Below are 16003 nucleotides of genomic sequence, written 5' to 3'. Positions count from 1 at the left end.
CCGGTGAATCAAAAGGTGTAATCAGCAGTGACAAAGAACGACCTCGGCTCGCCGAGTATCCACTGCTGGCCCTCATTGTATTGGCTTTGTGCGTACTGGCGGTCAAACAGATTGTTCACCTGCAAGCCCAGCGTGGTGTTGCGCAAGGCTTTCCACGACAGGGTCGCATCCACCACGGTGTAACTCGGCAGCTTATTGCGGTTGGCCATATCGGCGTAGCGCGCATCGACATAACGCACACCCGCACCGGCCTGCAGGTCATCGCTGATGCTTTTGTTCAGCCACAGATTGGCGGTACGACGTGGTACATCCAGCGGACGGTTGCCGTTGTACGACAGGGTCTGCCCGTTCACCGCTTCGGAAAAATCGTCGTACTTGGCCTTCACAATCGCCGCGTTGGCTTGCAGTTGCCAGGCGTGCGGCAATTGCAGGTCAAGGCTGGCTTCCAGGCCATTGGACGATTGCTGGCCGACTTGCTGCTTGAGCGTCGGGTTGCCCGGATCGTCGGTCAGCAGCTTCTTCTTGACGATGCGATAAGCCGCCAGCGTGAACTCGCCGCGCTGATCCCAGAACAATTGCTTCAGGCCGATTTCCGTCTGCCGGGCAGTCGATAGATCGTATTGCTGCTGGCTCGGGCTCAGGGAAATCAGCCCGCCGACGCCATCGGTGCTGGTCGCGACCTGGCCATAGAACGAAGTCTGCGGCGTCAGCGCAAACACCAGCCCGGCCTTCCAGTTGTTGCCGGTCAGGGTCTTGTCGCTCTGGCTAATGTCGACCAGATTGTTGCGATCCACGTGCACGTAGTCGCGGCGCACGCCGGTCACCAGCGACCAGCGCTCGCTCAGTTGCGTAAGGTTCTCGGCAAACACCGACATCTGTTTGGTGGTGCTGTCGAACTGATCCCGGTACGGGTTGGCGCTTTCGAAGTAGCCCGGTTGCGGGTGATACAGATCCAGCGCCTGGCCTTTGGGCAGCACGTCGTTGAACGGCGAGTTGCTGTCGAGCTGGAAGCGGATGCGGTTGTAATCGACGCCGGTCACGGTCTGGCTGTCGAGGCCGAACAGCGAGTGCTTGAAGGTGAAGGTCTGACGGTCGCCGACCTGCTCCTGTCGGTGGCCGATGCCGAAATAGCCACTGCGGCTGAGTTGTTGGGTGGCGGTGTCGAAGTTGTAGTTCTCGGCGTTCTGCCAGCGGCGCTGGGCCTTGAGGTAATACAGCTCGTTGCTGGCGCTGACCGCGTCGTTGATCTGCCAATCCGTGGTCAGGCGCGTCCACTGATCGTTGTAGTGCTGCTGGTCGTCGCGCACGTTGTAGTTCTTGTAGCGCAGGCTGTCGTGCAACCGGCCATTGATCAGCGGCGTGCCAAAGTAGTTTTGCGGGTGCTGGTCGCCGTAATCGTGAGCGAGGGTGAAGGCCAGATCATCGGTGGCCTGCCAGCGCAGGGCAGCGCTGATGAAATCGCTGGACGAGTCGCCGCGATCAATCCAGCCGTTGCTGCGCAAGCGATTGAGATTGAGGCGATAGCTCAGGGTGTCGGTCAGCGAACCGCCGCTGTCGAAGGCCTGCTGCTGGCTGTCGTAGGAGCCATAGCCGACGCGCACATGGTTTTCGATTTCACCTTCGAACGGCTTCTTCGGGGTCACGTTGACCACCGCGCCGGTCGCGCCTTCGCCGTACAACACCGAGGCCGGGCCGCGCAGCACATCGACGCGTTCCACCGACCAGGTGTCGACCGGAAAGGTCACTGTGCCCATGCCGCTGTACATTCGATTGCCGTCATACAACTGCATCACCGAACTCTGCCCGGTAAACCCGCGTGCCTGCAACGAGGTGCCGCCATCGCCTGGCGTACCGGTGCGGCTGATGCCGGTGCTGCGTGACACGGCGTCCTGCACGCTGCGATCGCCCCGGGCGCGAACCTGTTCGCCGCTGAGGCTTTGGACGCTGGCAGGGGTTTGCATGGCGTTGAGATTCAGGCGCGAGCCGGCGGTGGTCGGCGTGTTGAGGCTGACGCTTGCGTCGTCGATGACCGGTGCGCTGATGGTGCCGGTGGGCAGTGTCAGCGCCTGGTTGTCGGCATGGGCGTTGTTCAGGCCGAACAGACAGAGGCTGGACAAGAGGTACTTGTTCATCGGGGTGGTGAATCACTTCTTCAAAAGAAAGCCCGCAACTTTTGGTTGCGGGCAGAGCGGCATATTTGCGTTATACAGTAACACTAAAAAAGGCCGGAGTTTAAGCCCCAGCAGTTTATAGATCTGTCTAAACCGCGCATCTCGCCTGCTTCACGATGAAGTTGAGGCAGATTCAGCTTGGCGGCCCAGGCGCGACAACAGCAGGCGATCCAGCAACCACACCACCACCAACGAAGCGCCCACCAGCGGGAAAATCACCGCCAGCGCGAGCATGATCACCACCCCGGTTTTCCATTTTGGCAAATCATGACGCAGCGGTGGCACACCCAACTTGCCCTGTGGCCGACGTTTCCACCAGATCACCACACCACTGACGGCGCTGAGCAAAATCATCAGGCAGATCAGTAGCACGACGATCTGATTGAAAGTGCCGAACATCTTGCCTTCGTGGAGCATCACGCCGATTTCGGTGGCGCGGGCCACCGCGCCGTACTGCTCGAAACGCACATCGGCGAGGACCTTGCCGGTGTACTGATCGACATGCAGGGTGGCGTCGTTGCGAGGGTCGTCGGCGAACACGGCGATGGTGAATACGCCGGTCGCGGTGGTTGGCAGGGTGATGCTGTAACCCGGCTCGACCTTACGTTGGTTGGCGATGTCCTGCACCGCTTGCAGGCTGATGGCAGGCGCCGCGGGGCCCGCGTGGGCGTCACCGTGGGCCATGTGCTCGGCGTGATCGCCGGACATCGGCATCGGCGTGTTTTCCATCGCCCATGGCACGGTCTGGCGGGTGGCGCTGTTAAGGCTGCGGGCCTCGACGTCAGAGGTCGGCACGTTGTCCCACATGGCGGCCGGGAACACGTTCCACACCTGTGCGTATTGTTTGCCCCAGAAGCCGGTCCAGGTCATGCCACTGAGCAGCATCACCAGCAACAGGGTCGCGCCCCAGAACCCGGTGACGGCGTGCAGGTCACGCCACAACACGCGGCCGCGACTGTTCAAGCGCGGCCAGAGAATCCCCGCTGCCTGACCGCGCGGCCACCACAGGAAAAGCCCCGACACCACCAGCACCACGCCCCATCCGGCGGCCATTTCGATGAGACGGTCACCGACAGTGCCGATCATCAATTCGCCATGGATCGCCCGGGCGATGGCTTGCAGGTTCTGCTTGGCATCCTGCTCGCCGAGGATGTCGCCGTGGTACGGGTCGACGAACACATTCAGTTCGTGCCCGGCGTTCTTGACGACAAATTGCGCACTGCGCTCGGCGTTCAACGGTGGCAGGTATTGCGTGACCTGGCCTTGTGGGTAGGCGCTTTTCACCCGTTGTAGCAAGTCGTCGGCCGCAACAGTGTGGTGCCCGGCCGGGACGTTGAGCAGGCTGCTGTACATCAGCAAATCGAGCTGCGGTTTGAACAGGTAAACGATGCCGGTCAGGGCCAGCATCACCATGAAGGGCGCGACGAACAGACCGGCATAGAAATGCCAACGCCAGGCCAGGTTGTAGAAATTCGGTTTGGGCTTTTGCATCACGTTTGCTCCGCTTGGCTTGGATCTTTTAGTTGTTCTGCATTGGGTGGAACACCGCATTACCCCTGTGGCAGCGGGCTTGCTCGCGAAGATGGCGGCACAGCCAACATTGCTGGCGCCTGATACACCGCTTTCGCGAGCAAGCCCGCCCCCACAGGGGAGGGGGGGCAGCTTCGTTAGAAACTCATGTCCACCTTGGTCCAGAGCGTGCGCCCCGGTTCATTGATGGCTTGCGGGTCGTTGGCCGGGTAGCCGAAACCGGCGTTGCCCGCCAGGTTCAGGTGTTCGGCGTAAGCCTTGCCGAACAGGTTGTCGACGCCGGTACTGACCTTCCAGTGCTTGTTGATCCGGTAGGCACCGTTGAGCGAGAACACACCGAAGCCCGAACTCTTGTCGTAGTCCTTGCCGACCACGTTGCCCTTGTTCTGGTCGATACGGTTTTGCTTGGCCACCACTCTCCACAGTGCACCGGCGCTCCAGTTGTCTTCGCTGTAAGTCAGGCCCAAACGTGCGTCGAGCGGCGGCATCTGCGGCAGGGCTTTGCCGTCGCTGCTGTTCTTGCCCCAGGCGTAGGCCAGGGTTGCATCGGCTTTCCAGTGATCGGTGAGTTTGTAAGCCGTTCCGAGTTCACCGCCCATGATTCGCGCGTCGATGTTCTCGGCGCGGGAGGTCGTGCCCATCATCCCGGGGGTGTAATCGAACAGGATGTAATCGCGCACCACGCCGATGTAGCCCGACGCCCAGGCTTCGAGTTCGGCGCTCTTGTAGTTCACGCCGAAATCGAACTGGGTGGTCTTTTCCGGTTTGATCGAGTCGAACGCGTTGACCGAACCTGCGGGGCCCGACTTGGGCGAAAACAGTTCCCAGTAATCCGGGAAGCGCTGCACATGGCCGAGGCCGGCGAAGAGCGTGGCCGGGCTGTCGGCCAGGTCATGCTCGTAACGCACGAAGCCGCTTGGCAGTGTGTCGGCACGGGTGTTGTCGGCGGTTGGATTGGGGCGCGACATCATTCCCGAACCGGTGCTCTGCCGATAATCCTTGGCTGACGCCCGGTCGACCCGAGCGCCGGTGATCAACCGGTCACGGTCCGCGGCGTACCAGGTCATCTCGCTGAACACGCCATAGTTATGGAAGTCGGCGTCCTTGGTATACGGCAGATCCTTGTAGGTATCGATGCCCATCGAACTGCGCTGACGGTGTTCGTTGGTCTGTGCATCCAGCCCGGTGATCAGTTGGATATCGGCCCAGCGCCAGGTCGCTTTGATGCGTGCGCCGAGGGTCCGGCGATCAACGTTGGAGGCCATGGGGCCGGCCATCATCCCCGTACCGGACGGCGTGCGCAGGGTGTAGTTGTCCATCACATGGTCGGCGTAGTTGTAGTAGACCTGTGCTTCGAGTTTCTCCAGCACATCGCTGATGTTGGACTTTTCGAAACGCAGGCCGAGGCTTTCGCGCAGGAACTGCGAACCGTCCATGCCGCGACCGGCGTAGCGGGCTTCGCCGTCGCCCTTGCCGGCAGTCAGCTCGATCAAGGTGTCGGCGTCTGGGGTCCAGCCGAGCGCCACGTCGCCGTTCCACTTGTCGTAGCGTGAAGCGACAGTGTCATTGTTGCCGTCGCGATAGTCGTCCGAATGCGCGGTGTTGCCGATCACCCTTACATAACCCAACGGCCCGCCGGCAGCGGCGTCGATGACCTTGTCGAAGCGCCCGTGGGAGCCGGCCAGGATGCTGGCATTCACCCGCGTGCCGAGTTCGCCGAAGCTTTCCGGTTCACGGTCGAACAGCACCGTGCCGGCCGATGCACCGGGGCCATAAAGCACGGTTTGCGGGCCTTTAATGACGGTGAGCTTGTCGTAGGTTTGCGGCGAAATGTACGAGGTTGGCGCGTCCATGCGGCCAGGGCAGGCGCCGAGCATCATGCTGCCGTTGGTGAGGATGTTGAGCCGCGAACCGAACATGCCGCGCAGCACCGGATCGCCGTTGGTGCCGCCGTTGCGCACCAGGGCGAAGCCCGGAATGGTCTTCAGGTAATCGCCGCCATCACTGGCCGGCACCGGTTGGCGCGGGTCCTGGGGGTTGGTGACAACGGTCAGTGGCGAACTCGGTGCAATGGCGGTGATCACCGTCGGGCTCAGTTCATCCGCGTGTGCGGCGTGATCATCGGCCAGCACCAGTGGGGACAGCAGGACGCCGCAAAGGACGGCGGTCGCGTGCCTGAAACGAATACGCGATTCGTTCAAAGCGAAGGACGCCTGGGCAGCGCCCGAGCGTGGAACAGCAGAAAACCTGGACATGACAATTTCCATCAAACAGTCGTAAACGACACGGCCGGCAGCCTGAAGCTGTCTTCTCAACCGTGTGCAATCAGAGGGGGTGTTTACGCGGCGACGGGCGGGGCGCGGGGGCGGGCGCCGGGGAAGAAGGTTGGCCGTGCATGGCCCAGGCGCGGGGAGGGCGGGGTGAACGTGTTGGTGTGGGCGATGCTGAACGCGGTAAACGTGCCGCCACCGGTCAGCGCCGGGCAATTGAACAGCAGGCTGCAATAACCGCACTTTTCCCACAGCGCATGATGCGAGGATTGCGGCGGGCAGTGTTCAGCGCTGGGTTTGGCATCGTGCCGGGCATGATCCATGCCCGGCATGTCCATCGACATCTCCATGCTCATCGGCATGGAGGTCGAGGCGTGTTGATCCATCGGCATCGACTGAGAAATCAGTGGGCCGATGAAAATCATCAACATGGCGAACAGGGCAATCCAGCTGCCGCAGGTCAGGTGTTCAGTCTGACGGCGTTGCAGGGATGGCCTGGCGCTCAGCGGGCGCATGGGCGTCGTTAACCGTATCGGTTATTGGGCGTGCGCGTGTTCCGGCATGTCGTGCGGCGGTTTCTTCTGCACGGCGACTTCGACGGTGACGTCCCCGGCCTTCTCGAAATGCATCGTCAGCGGGAAACGTTGGCCGTCGCTGAGCAGGCTGCGATCGGTCGGGTTGAGCAGCATGACGTGATAGGCCATCGGCGCGAACGTCACCTTGCCGCCGGCCGGAATGTCTACGCTCGGCACTTGCTGCATCTTCATCAGATCGCCCTGCATCACATGCTCGTGCAATTGCGCTTGGGGGGCGATGGGCGAGTCGACACTGAGGAGTCGATCGGCCGTCTTGCCGGCGTTGTGAATCACGAAATACGCCGCGACGGTGGGTGCGTTGGGCGGCAGTTCCTGCGACCACGGGTGGGCGATTTCCAGTTCCCCGGCCTTGTATTCATGGGCATGGGCAAAACACGCAGGCAACAGCAACGCAGCGAGGACGATGATTTTTTTCAACATGGCAGTTCTCCAGAACGATTTGAAACGCAGGTCAATTGCGCGAACAAATCAAACCAGAGGGGAAGCGCGGGGATTGAGGCTCGGCCATTGCTGGCGCGGTGTGGGTGTTTGCAGTGAAACCGGCGCGACGCTGCGATGGCTTTCGTAACGGGCGAAATACAGCTGCGGCGCATGCCCCGGCAGCGCCACCAAAGGCGCCGACCCGGAGCAACACCAGCAATGCTGCATGTTGGAATGGCTGTCGCTGGGCGGGGCTTGCTGATCCGTGGCGCCGATGTCGATCGCCACCATTTTCGTCCCGCTGCCGGTGCAGAAACTGCTCCACAGCAGTTGTTCGGCCGGTGAATTGGCCGCTTGCGCCATCGCCCCCGTCATCGGCATGGCGAGCATGTTGAACAGCACTGCAAAGCAGGCGATCCAGGCAATGGCTAGCCGTTGTCGGTTCATGGGACAGATCCGTTGGGTGGGCGATCAGGCGCGGCTATTTAGCCTGATCGGGGCCGATAAGTAAAAAAGCGTCGTGCGGTTTGGTGTCGCAGCGCTCTCTTCAATTACTTGCTCAGTTCACTGGTACGGCATGAACCTGCATATCGACACCAAGCGTAGCGCGGATTACCGAAAATATTCTGGCCAGGTTGTCCATGCTCGGATTACCGTTGGCTGACAGCATTCGATGCAGGCTTTTACTGGGTTTTTGGGTCTCCCTTGCAAGCTCTTCGAAGCCGACCGTCGCGTTAACAAGATCGCGCAAAATGATCCTCGCCAATTCTGGTTCGCCATTCAGGAACAGCGTAGCGGCCTCATCCAGCAATGCTTGAGCAAACTCCGGGTCTCGTTGGGCACGTTCTGCAATTGAATGTTTGTAGCTTCGAGTGAGAACCATCAAATTACCTCCGGTCCTGTTCAGCTTTTTTTCGAGTTCGAAATTCGGCTATCAACGCTTTCGCCTGTTTGATGTCTTTTTTTGTGTGGATTTGTCTCCTCCTCCGAACAAAATGATCAGCCGTTTTCCTTCTTGTACGAGATAGATTCTGTACCCTGGTCCCCAATTGATTCTGTATTCGCCTAGACCGTCGAACCATTTGATGTTGGAAGTGTTGCCCATTTCCAATCGAATCATTGCATTAGAAACCTTGATTGGCGCCTGTACGTTCAGCGTGGAAATCCACCGGCCAAACGGGCTTGATTCATCTTCCTGCAGATATTCTTCGAGTGTGATCACGGCTGGCTCAGAAGGTAGCGAATAGGTTACTTATCACGCAAGCTATGGATCTTGCCCTACAGGTCGATTGCCTCCAACGCAGCAAGTGTTTCTTGAAGCGACAGAAACTCCCGATCAGCCCCCGGCAACCCCGGCCGCTTCAACACCAGAACCGGCACCCCACGCTCGCGCGCCACTGCAAGCTTCGGCTCGGTCGCGGTGCTGCCACTGTTCTTGCTGATCAGCACATCGATTTGCCGTCGCTCGAACAACGCTCGTTCATCCTCCAGCAGAAACGGCCCGCGCGCGCCGATGACTTCGCAGCGTTCGTTGCCGGGATAAACATCGAGGGCGCGCAGGGTCCAGAATTGATCCGCCGGGATTTCGTCCAGATGCTGCAACGGTTCGCGACCGAGGGTGAACAGTGGGCGGCGAAACGGCGCCAGAGCGCTGATCAATTCGGTCCAGTCGCTGACTTCGCGCCAATCGTCACCCGGTTGCGGCTGCCATGCGGGGCGGCGCAGGGCCCAGCAGGGGATGCCGGTCAGTTGCGCGGCGGTGGCGGCGTTCTGGCTGATTTGCGCGGCATAGGGGTGGGTGGCGTCGAACAGCAGATCAATGCCTTCGTCACGGATGAATTGCGCCAGCCCTTGGGCGCCACCGTAGCCGCCGATGCGCACCTGGCAGGTCAGGTCGGTGGGCACACGGCCCACCCCGGCCAGGCTGTAAATGTGCGAAGGCCCTAAAGTCCGGGCGATGGCCAGTGCTTCGGTCACGCCGCCCAGTAGCAAAATGCGCTTCATGCAAACCCTCCTGCGTGACCGACGATGCCGCCCTGACGGTCAATCGCAAACACTTCGACCTGTACCTGCGCCGGCACCACGCTGCGGGCGAAATTCAGCGCATGACGACACACCTCATCGCCCAGCGCGATCCCCACCGCACTGGCCATGGCCAATGCCTGCTGGCTGGTGTTCGCTGCACGAATGTCGCGCTGCAAACCTTCATCGGCACCGATGGCGGCGGCCCATTCGGCCAGTTGCGGCAAGTCGATGCTGGAATGTCGCGAGTGCAGATCCATATGCCCGGCCGCCAATTTACTGATCTTGCCGAAGCCGCCGCACAGGCTGAGTTTATCCACAGGCACCTTGCGCAGATGCTTGAGCACGGCACCTGCGAAGTCGCCCATTTCGATCAGGGCGATTTCCGGCAGGTCGTAGACCCGGCGCATGGTGTCTTCGCTGGCGTTGCCAGTGCAGGCCGCGATGTGCAGAAAACCGTTGGTCTTGGCGACGTCGATGCCTTGATGGATCGATGCAATGTACGCCGCGCAGGAAAACGGCCGGACGATGCCGCTGGTGCCGAGGATCGACAGCCCGCCGAGAATGCCCAGGCGCGGGTTCATGGTTTTCAGCGCCAGTGCTTCACCGCCCTCGACATTCACCGTGACCTCGAAGCCGCCAGCGTATCCGGTCTCGGCGGCGAGCAGGCTCAGGTGGTCGCTGATCATCTTGCGTGGCACCGGGTTGATCGCCGGTTCCCCCACGGCCAGCACCAGGCCCGGGCGTGTCACGGTGCCAACGCCCTTGCCGGCCATGAAACGAACGCCTGGCTCGGTCATCAGTTGCACCTGCGAGTAGAGCAGCGCGCCGTGGGTCACGTCCGGATCGTCGCCGGCGTCCTTGATCGTCCCGGCTTCCGCGCCGTTGTCGGTCAGTCGACAGAACTCCAGACGCATCTGCACCTGTTTACCTTTGGGCAGCACGATTTGCACGGCGTCGGCAGCAGTGCCGCCGAGCAACAGGCGTGCGGCGGCGAGGCTGGTGGCCGTGGCGCAACTGCCGGTGGTCAGGCCGCTGCGCAGTGGTGCGGGTTGTTCGGCTGTTTCGTCACGCATCGAGAGGTTTGACCAGATCGAGCAAGGTGATCGGCAGCGCCTGACGCCAGGTGTCGAACTCGCCCAGGGGTTGCGCCTGGGCGACGTGGATGCGCGTCAGCTCGCCGCCGTAACGTTCGCGCCAGTTCATCAAGGTGATTTCGCTTTGCAGGGTCACCGCGTTGGCGACCAGACGGCCACCGGGTTTGAGCTGCTCCCAGCACGCCTCGAAGACACCTTCGCGGGTTACGCCGCCACCGATGAAAATCGCGTCCGGGCGCTCCAGACCGGCGAGAGCCTGCGGCGCACGACCACGGATCAGTTGCAGCCCCGGCACACCCAGCGCCTCGCGGTTGTGTTCGATCAATTGCTGACGGCCCTCATCGGCTTCGATGGCCAGCGCCCGGCAGCCCGGGTGGGTGCGCATCCATTCGATGCCGATCGAGCCGCTGCCGGCGCCGACATCCCAGAGCAATTCGCCCGGCGTCGGGGCGAGGCGGGCGAGGGTGATGGCGCGCACGTCGCGCTTGGTCAGTTGACCGTCATGCCGGAAGGCCGAGTCGGGCAGGCCGGCGAGGCGCGACAGACGCGGAGTGTGGCTGTCGGCCAGGCATTCGATGGCAATCACATTGAGATCGGCCGTCGGCGCGTTGTTCCAGTCATTGGCGCTGCTGTCGAGCCGCCGCTCGGCCGCACCGCCCAGATGCTCCAGAACGCTCATCCGGCTCGCGCCAAAACCACGATCACGCAACAGCGCCGCCACAGCCGCCGGGCTCTGCCCGTCGTTGCTCAACAGCAACAGGCGCACGCCGCTGAACAATTGGGCATTGAGCGCCGCCAGCGGCCGGGCGACCAGTGACAGTGTCACCACGTCCTGCAATGGCCAGCCGAGGCGGGCAGCGGCCAGCGAACAGGAGGACGGCGCGGGCAGAATCAGCATCTCGTTGCTCGGCACCTGACGCGCGAGGCTGGCGCCAACGCCGTAGAACATCGGGTCACCGCTGGCCAGCACGCAGACGGCCGCGCCGTGTTGTTCCAGCACCGGCGCGAGGGAAAACGGGCTCGGCCACAACGCCCGCTCGCCGCGAATGCACACTGGCAGTAAATCCAGTTGCCGCTGGCCACCGACGATTCGCGAGGCGCCCATCAGGGCTCGCCGGGCGTTTTTGCCCAAGCCCTTGAAGCCGTCTTCACCGATTCCCACAACCGTCAGCCAGGGTGACATCTATATTCCTCTAAACATGTCGATCCGACGGGCAGACTTTTCATGCCACCGGACAAAGCAGGCATAATACCGCGCCTTCGTCCACGAAGCGCCTTTCCCACGCAGCCGGTCAGCCCCTTGAACGAACGCCCGATGTCCACCGCCATACGCCCCTCGGCCTGCCCGGGGTTGCTGCGTATCGTCCAGGCATTGGACGGTGGCATCTGCCGGATCAAGCTCAATGGCGGCTCGATCACCGCGGATCAGGCCGATGCCGTGGCGCAGGCTGCCCAGCAGTTTGCCGGCGGCGTGATCGAGGCGACCAACCGCGCCAACCTGCAAATTCGCGGGATCGGCCCGCACAGCGCCGCCCTGATCGACAGTCTGCTGGCCGCCGGTCTAGGGCCGCGAAGTGCTGCCGGCGACGATGTACGCAACCTCATGCTCAGCCCTGCCGCCGGTATCGACCGGCAGATGCGTGTCGATACCCGCGCACTCGCCGCGCAGATTCTCGACACCTTGCAAAGCCACCCACGCTGCTCTGAGCTGAGCGCCAAGTTCGCCGTGCAACTGGACGGCGGGGAAGCGCTGGCGATGCTCGAACATCCGCATGATCTGTGGCTGTCGGCGTTCGAACACGACGGCGAAGTGCTGTTGGCGTTCGGGTTTGCCGGATGCCCGACGGACCGGGCAGTCGGCGCCGTGTCGCTGGAAAACGGCCATGCGCTGGTCGTGGCGGTGCTGGCGTTGTTCCTTGACCTGGCCCGACCGGAGCAGACGCGCATGCGTCATTTGCTCGAAGAGTTGCCCATGCGGGCCTTTCTTGAGCGGTTGCGAGAGCGTGTGCCGGTTAAATCGGTCATGGACTGGCAGCGCGCATCAGCGGCGGATGATTTGCACATCGGCGTTCATCCGCAGCACACCGATAACCGGGTCTATGTCGGTGCCGTGCCGCCACTGGGGCGTCTCGACCCGGTCATGCTGCGTGGCGCGGCACAACTGGCGCGTCAGTTCGGTGATGGCAGCCTGCGTTTCACACCCTGGCAAAGTCTGTTGCTGCCCAACGTGAAACCGTGTGACGCGGCGCAGGTGCTGCGCAGCCTGCAACACCTGAACCTGTTGACGCAGCCCCTCGAACCGTTGGCGCGACTGATCGCCTGTACCGGTTCTGACGGCTGTGGCAAAGGTCTGGCCGACACCAAACAGGATGCCCGCCTGCTGGCGCCACTGCTGCCCCCGGGTGTGAGTGCGCACCTGTGCGGCTGCCCGCGTTCGTGCGCCGCCGCCCACTGTGCCCCGGTGACCTTGCTGGCCGTCAGTCCCGGTCATTACGACCTCTATTTTCGCGATGCTTTGCTGCCGGGATTCGGCGCGTTGCGCGCAAGCAACCTTACTATTGAAGCGGCCGCGACCCTGCTCGACGCCCGCTCTCGGAGCTCCCTTGATGCTTGATTACATCCGCGACGGTCAGGAGATCTATCGCAACTCCTTCGCGATCATTCGCCGCGAGGCCAATCTGGCGCGCATCCCGGCCGACCTGGAAAAACTCGCGGTGCGGGTGATCCACGCCTGCGGCATGGTCGAGGCTGTCGACGGTCTGCAATTCTCGGCAGGGGCAGGCAAGGCCGGGCGCGATGCGCTCGCTGCCGGTGCGCCGATCCTCTGTGATGCACGCATGGTCTGCGAAGGCGTGACCCGCGCGCGTCTGCCGGCCAACAATGAAGTGATCTGCACCCTGCGCGATGAGAGCGTGCCGGTGCTGGCGCGTGAGTTGGGCAACACCCGTTCTGCCGCCGCGCTGGAACTGTGGCGGCCGCATCTGGAAGGCAGTGTGGTGGTAATCGGCAACGCGCCGACCGCGCTGTTCTATCTGCTGGAAATGCTCGACGCCGGGGCGCCGAAACCGGCGCTGATCCTCGGCTTCCCGGTGGGCTTCGTCGGCGCCGCTGAATCGAAAGCCGCGCTGGCGGCCGACAGCCGAGGCGTGCCGTTCGTGATCATGCAAGGCCGGCTCGGTGGCAGCGCGATGGCCGCCGCCGCCGTCAACGCCCTCGCCACGGAGATCGAATGATGCAGGCAAAAGGTCGTTTGATTGGCCTGGGCGTCGGCCCCGGTGACCCGGAACTGATTACCGTCAAGGCGCTGCGCCTGCTGCGCGAGTCGCCCGTGGTGGCGTACTTCGTGGCCAAGGGCAAAAAGGGCAACGCATTCGGCATCATCGAAGCGCACCTGCAAGCAGCACAGAACCTGCTGCCATTGGTTTACCCGGTGACCACCGAAGCGCTGCCGGCACCGCTTTCCTATGAACAGGTCATCAGTGATTTCTACGATGAAGCGGCCCAAACGGTGGCTGCGCATCTGGATGCCGGTCGCGACGTCGCGGTGATCTGTGAAGGGGATCCGTTCTTCTACGGCTCCTACATGTATTTGCATGATCGCCTCGCCAGCCGCTACGAGGCGCAAGTGGTGCCGGGCGTGTGCTCGATGCTCGGCGGCGCTTCGGTACTCGGCGCGCCGTTGGTGTATCGCAATCAGAGCCTGTCGGTGCTGTCCGGGGTCTTGCCCCATGAAGAGTTGAAACGACGCCTGGCCGATGCCGATGCGGCGGTGATCATGAAGCTGGGGCGCAATTTCCCCAAAGTGCGTCAGGTGCTCGAAGAGCTCGGTCTGGCTGAGCGCGCGCTGTATGTCGAGCGCGCGACCATGGCCAATCAGAAAATCGTGCCGATGGATCAGGTCGAGCCGATGTCCTCGCCGTACTTCTCGCTGATCATCGTGCCTGGCGAGCGGTGGCAAGGCTGATGACTCACTCCACACCCGCCATCGTCATTCTCGGTCAGGGCAGCCTGGCCACCGCCCGCCGTATTCAGCAGGTATACCCCGCTGCGCAGATCCATGGCCTGGCCGGTCGGGTCGAAGGCGCTGACTGCACCTATCCGGAGTTCGGCGCCACGCTGCGTGACTTGTATCAGCAGGACACGCCGATCATTGCCCTGTGTGCGGCCGGGATTGTCATTCGCACGCTGGCACCGCTGTTGCTGGAGAAGGGCGCCGAGCCTGCGGTTCTCGCCGTCGCCGAAGACGGCAGCGCCGTGGTGCCGCTGCTTGGTGGCCTCGGCGGCGTGAACGTCATGGCGCGGGAAATCGCCGCCGGGCTGCAAGTCGCCCCGGCCATTACGACCAGCGGCGAGCTGCGTTTTGGCACCTGCCTGCTCAATCCCCCGAGCGGCTACGCACTGGCGGATCTGGAGCTGGGCAAGCGTTTTGTCTCCGATCTGCTGGCCGGGCACAGCGTGCGCATCGAAGGCGCCGCGCCGTGGCTGGCGCAGGCACAGTTGCCGGAAGATCCGCAGGCGCAGCGTTCAATTCATGTGAGCAGTGCCGAGCGCGAAGCCAGCGCCAATGAGCTGCTGATCTATCCGCGCAGTGTGGCGGCGCTGGTCAGCGCCGACGTCACCGATCTGCCAAACACCCTGCGTACAGCGTTGCACGACGCGAAAGTGGCGGTGCAATCGTTGGCGTGTCTGGTGGCGATCGACACGCAGATGGCTTCGGCGAATCTGCGTGAAGCGGCGTTGGAACTGGGCGTGCCGCTGCGGTTTATTGGCGCAACGGACGAACTCCCGGCATTGCCGGGCGTGTCGATGATTGAATCTGTACACGGCATCACTTTGGCTCTCGCTGAGCAACCGTTGGACATCGCGCAAGTTGGGCGTGCGCGCGGTCGTCTCGCCGTCATCGGCCTCGGCCCCGGCGCTGCCGAACTGATGGTGCCAGCGGTGAAAGCCGAACTGGCCCGCGCCACCGACGTGCTCGGCTACGAAACCTATGTGCGTATGGCCGGCCCGTTCCGCGACGATCAGGTGCAGCATTGCACCGACAACCGTGAAGAGATGCAACGTGCCCGCCACGCCTTCAGGCTGGCGGCCGCCGGGCGTTCGGTGATTGTGGTGTCGTCCGGTGATCCGGGGGTGTTCGCCATGGCTGCGGCAGTGCTCGAAGCGCTGCACGAGTCCGATGACCCGGCCTGGCACAGCGTTGATCTGGACATTCTTCCGGGCGTCTCTGCTTCACTTGCCACCGCCGCTCAGGCCGGTGCGCCGCTGGGGCATGATTTCTGTGTGATGTCGCTGTCGGACAACCTCAAACCCTGGTCGATTATCGAAAAACGTCTGGATCTGGCCGGCGAAGCGGACCTGGCACTGGCCTTCTACAACCCGATCTCCCGTGCGCGCCCATGGCAATTGGGCCGCGCGCTGGAAATCGTGGCGCAACATCGCAGCGCCGAAACGCCCGTGGTACTGGGGCGAGACATCGGGCGTCCGGGGCAGACCTTGCGTACGACGACCCTCGGCGCCTTGACCCCCGATCAGGTGGACATGCGCACCATGGTGTTGATTGGTTCTTCCACCACTTGCACTTTTGCCCGTGCCGGCGGTGGAGATTGGGTCTATACGCCACGCTGGTATGGGGAAAAACCGGTTTCTTGAAAAAAACCATCGTTGCAGCGTCGAGAATGTTGTAAGCAACTTCAAGTCGACGTGACATCGGGTTAATACTTTTCGCGTTTAAAGTCAGTGCGTATAAACAAGGCCGCGAACCTTCCGGGTTCGCGGCCTTGTGCGTTTATTGGTTTGAAATGCCCCGGCGCAGTTGTTGCCGAATTATGCCGTTGTCGACGCTGAATGTTGTTCAATGTTTCGTTTGACATTACTTGCGTTTCTTCACTTTTGAG

The 16003-nt window shown here is 62.3% G+C and carries 14 protein-coding genes and 1 pseudogene; 4 read left to right on the top strand and 11 right to left on the bottom strand.

Annotated elements, in window-relative coordinates:
• Nucleotides 1–8: 8 nt before the first annotated feature.
• The 11 genes and pseudogenes from ACIOWA_RS08055 to cbiE all read right to left on the bottom strand — a co-directional run bounded on the left by ACIOWA_RS08055 (nucleotide 9) and on the right by cbiE (nucleotide 11289).
• A complete protein-coding gene (locus tag ACIOWA_RS08055; protein WP_339431825.1) occupies nucleotides 9–2132 on the bottom strand; it encodes a TonB-dependent receptor in 2124 nt (707 codons plus the stop codon).
• Between the two features lie 150 nt (nucleotides 2133–2282).
• Nucleotides 2283–3662, bottom strand: a complete 1380-nt coding sequence (locus ACIOWA_RS08050; RefSeq protein ID WP_339431826.1) for a PepSY domain-containing protein — start codon at nucleotides 3660–3662, stop codon at nucleotides 2283–2285.
• A 176-nt stretch (nucleotides 3663–3838) separates the two neighbouring features.
• A complete protein-coding gene (locus tag ACIOWA_RS08045) occupies nucleotides 3839–5956 on the bottom strand; it encodes a TonB-dependent copper receptor (protein WP_339464601.1) in 2118 nt (705 codons plus the stop codon).
• An 83-nt stretch (nucleotides 5957–6039) separates the two neighbouring features.
• Nucleotides 6040–6486, bottom strand: coding sequence for a DUF2946 domain-containing protein (locus ACIOWA_RS08040; protein WP_339538207.1), 447 nt, complete (start codon nucleotides 6484–6486; stop codon nucleotides 6040–6042).
• A 21-nt stretch (nucleotides 6487–6507) separates the two neighbouring features.
• Nucleotides 6508–6987, bottom strand: a complete 480-nt coding sequence (locus tag ACIOWA_RS08035; RefSeq protein ID WP_339507616.1) for a copper chaperone PCu(A)C — start codon at nucleotides 6985–6987, stop codon at nucleotides 6508–6510.
• 48 nt (nucleotides 6988–7035) lie between these two features.
• Entirely contained in the window at nucleotides 7036–7434 is a 399-nt protein-coding gene (locus tag ACIOWA_RS08030) for a DUF2946 domain-containing protein (RefSeq protein ID WP_339431830.1), read from the bottom strand.
• 112 nt (nucleotides 7435–7546) lie between these two features.
• Entirely contained in the window at nucleotides 7547–7870 is a 324-nt protein-coding gene (locus tag ACIOWA_RS08025; RefSeq protein WP_401159242.1) for a DNA-binding protein, read from the bottom strand.
• Nucleotides 7871–7874: 4 nt separating this feature from the next.
• Nucleotides 7875–8209 (bottom strand): annotated as a pseudogene (locus ACIOWA_RS08020) (type II toxin-antitoxin system RelE/ParE family toxin).
• Nucleotides 8210–8265: 56 nt separating this feature from the next.
• The gene (locus ACIOWA_RS08015) at nucleotides 8266–8991 is read right to left on the bottom strand and encodes a cobalt-precorrin-6A reductase (RefSeq protein ID WP_401159185.1); all 726 of its coding nucleotides are present in this window, start codon (nucleotides 8989–8991) and stop codon (nucleotides 8266–8268) included.
• Nucleotides 8988–10085 (bottom strand): cobalt-precorrin-5B (C(1))-methyltransferase, encoded by a 1098-nt coding sequence (locus tag ACIOWA_RS08010; protein WP_339464605.1) that lies wholly within the window; start codon nucleotides 10083–10085, stop codon nucleotides 8988–8990. Before ACIOWA_RS08010 ends, ACIOWA_RS08015 begins: the two co-directional genes overlap by 4 nt.
• Nucleotides 10078–11289 (bottom strand): precorrin-6y C5,15-methyltransferase (decarboxylating) subunit CbiE, encoded by a 1212-nt coding sequence (gene cbiE / locus ACIOWA_RS08005; protein WP_401159182.1) that lies wholly within the window; start codon nucleotides 11287–11289, stop codon nucleotides 10078–10080. The genes ACIOWA_RS08010 and cbiE overlap by 8 nt, the downstream gene beginning before the upstream one ends.
• Before the next feature lie 132 nt (nucleotides 11290–11421).
• On the opposite strand from cbiE, the gene cobG reads away from it, so the two are divergent.
• The 4 genes from cobG to cobJ are packed head-to-tail and all read left to right on the top strand — an operon-like array spanning nucleotide 11422 to nucleotide 15758.
• The gene (gene cobG / locus ACIOWA_RS08000) at nucleotides 11422–12720 is read left to right on the top strand and encodes a precorrin-3B synthase (protein WP_401159180.1); all 1299 of its coding nucleotides are present in this window, start codon (nucleotides 11422–11424) and stop codon (nucleotides 12718–12720) included.
• Complete coding sequence (locus tag ACIOWA_RS07995; RefSeq protein WP_339431835.1) at nucleotides 12713–13339, top strand: precorrin-8X methylmutase; 627 nt, start codon at nucleotides 12713–12715, stop codon at nucleotides 13337–13339. The genes cobG and ACIOWA_RS07995 overlap by 8 nt, the downstream gene beginning before the upstream one ends.
• On the top strand, nucleotides 13336–14070 hold the full coding sequence (locus ACIOWA_RS07990) for a precorrin-2 C(20)-methyltransferase (RefSeq protein WP_401159178.1): 735 nt from the start codon (nucleotides 13336–13338) through the stop codon (nucleotides 14068–14070). Before ACIOWA_RS07995 ends, ACIOWA_RS07990 begins: the two co-directional genes overlap by 4 nt.
• Entirely contained in the window at nucleotides 14070–15758 is a 1689-nt protein-coding gene (cobJ, locus tag ACIOWA_RS07985; protein WP_401159176.1) for a precorrin-3B C(17)-methyltransferase, read from the top strand. Before ACIOWA_RS07990 ends, cobJ begins: the two co-directional genes overlap by 1 nt.
• The last annotated feature ends 245 nt before the right edge of the window (nucleotides 15759–16003 follow it).

The sequence above is a fragment of the Pseudomonas sp. NPDC087614 genome (genome assembly GCF_044743485.1).
GTDB classification, from domain to species: Bacteria; Pseudomonadota; Gammaproteobacteria; order Pseudomonadales; family Pseudomonadaceae; genus Aquipseudomonas; species Aquipseudomonas baetica_A.
Note: the sequence above shows the minus strand (reverse complement) of the source record. Positions and strands in the feature narration are given on the sequence as shown.

Bases quoted from the DNA above. Each gene is read 5' to 3' on its own strand.
- ACIOWA_RS07995 (WP_339431835.1), top strand. From the start codon at position 12,713: ATGCTTGATTACATCCGCGACGGTCAGGAGATCTATCGCAACTCCTTC.
- ACIOWA_RS08040 (WP_339538207.1), bottom strand. From the start codon at position 6,486: ATGCGCCCGCTGAGCGCCAGGCCATCCCTGCAACGCCGTCAGACTGAA.
- ACIOWA_RS08015 (WP_401159185.1), bottom strand. From the start codon at position 8,991: ATGAAGCGCATTTTGCTACTGGGCGGCGTGACCGAAGCACTGGCCATC.
- ACIOWA_RS08050 (WP_339431826.1), bottom strand. From the start codon at position 3,662: ATGCAAAAGCCCAAACCGAATTTCTACAACCTGGCCTGGCGTTGGCAT.
- cobG (WP_401159180.1), top strand. From the start codon at position 11,422: ATGTCCACCGCCATACGCCCCTCGGCCTGCCCGGGGTTGCTGCGTATC.
- ACIOWA_RS08045 (WP_339464601.1), bottom strand. From the start codon at position 5,956: ATGTCCAGGTTTTCTGCTGTTCCACGCTCGGGCGCTGCCCAGGCGTCC.
- ACIOWA_RS07990 (WP_401159178.1), top strand. From the start codon at position 13,336: ATGATGCAGGCAAAAGGTCGTTTGATTGGCCTGGGCGTCGGCCCCGGT.
- cobJ (WP_401159176.1), top strand. From the start codon at position 14,070: ATGACTCACTCCACACCCGCCATCGTCATTCTCGGTCAGGGCAGCCTG.
- ACIOWA_RS08055 (WP_339431825.1), bottom strand. From the start codon at position 2,132: ATGAACAAGTACCTCTTGTCCAGCCTCTGTCTGTTCGGCCTGAACAAC.
- ACIOWA_RS08035 (WP_339507616.1), bottom strand. From the start codon at position 6,987: ATGTTGAAAAAAATCATCGTCCTCGCTGCGTTGCTGTTGCCTGCGTGT.
- cbiE (WP_401159182.1), bottom strand. From the start codon at position 11,289: ATGTCACCCTGGCTGACGGTTGTGGGAATCGGTGAAGACGGCTTCAAG.
- ACIOWA_RS08025 (WP_401159242.1), bottom strand. From the start codon at position 7,870: ATGGTTCTCACTCGAAGCTACAAACATTCAATTGCAGAACGTGCCCAA.
- ACIOWA_RS08030 (WP_339431830.1), bottom strand. From the start codon at position 7,434: ATGAACCGACAACGGCTAGCCATTGCCTGGATCGCCTGCTTTGCAGTG.
- ACIOWA_RS08010 (WP_339464605.1), bottom strand. From the start codon at position 10,085: ATGCGTGACGAAACAGCCGAACAACCCGCACCACTGCGCAGCGGCCTG.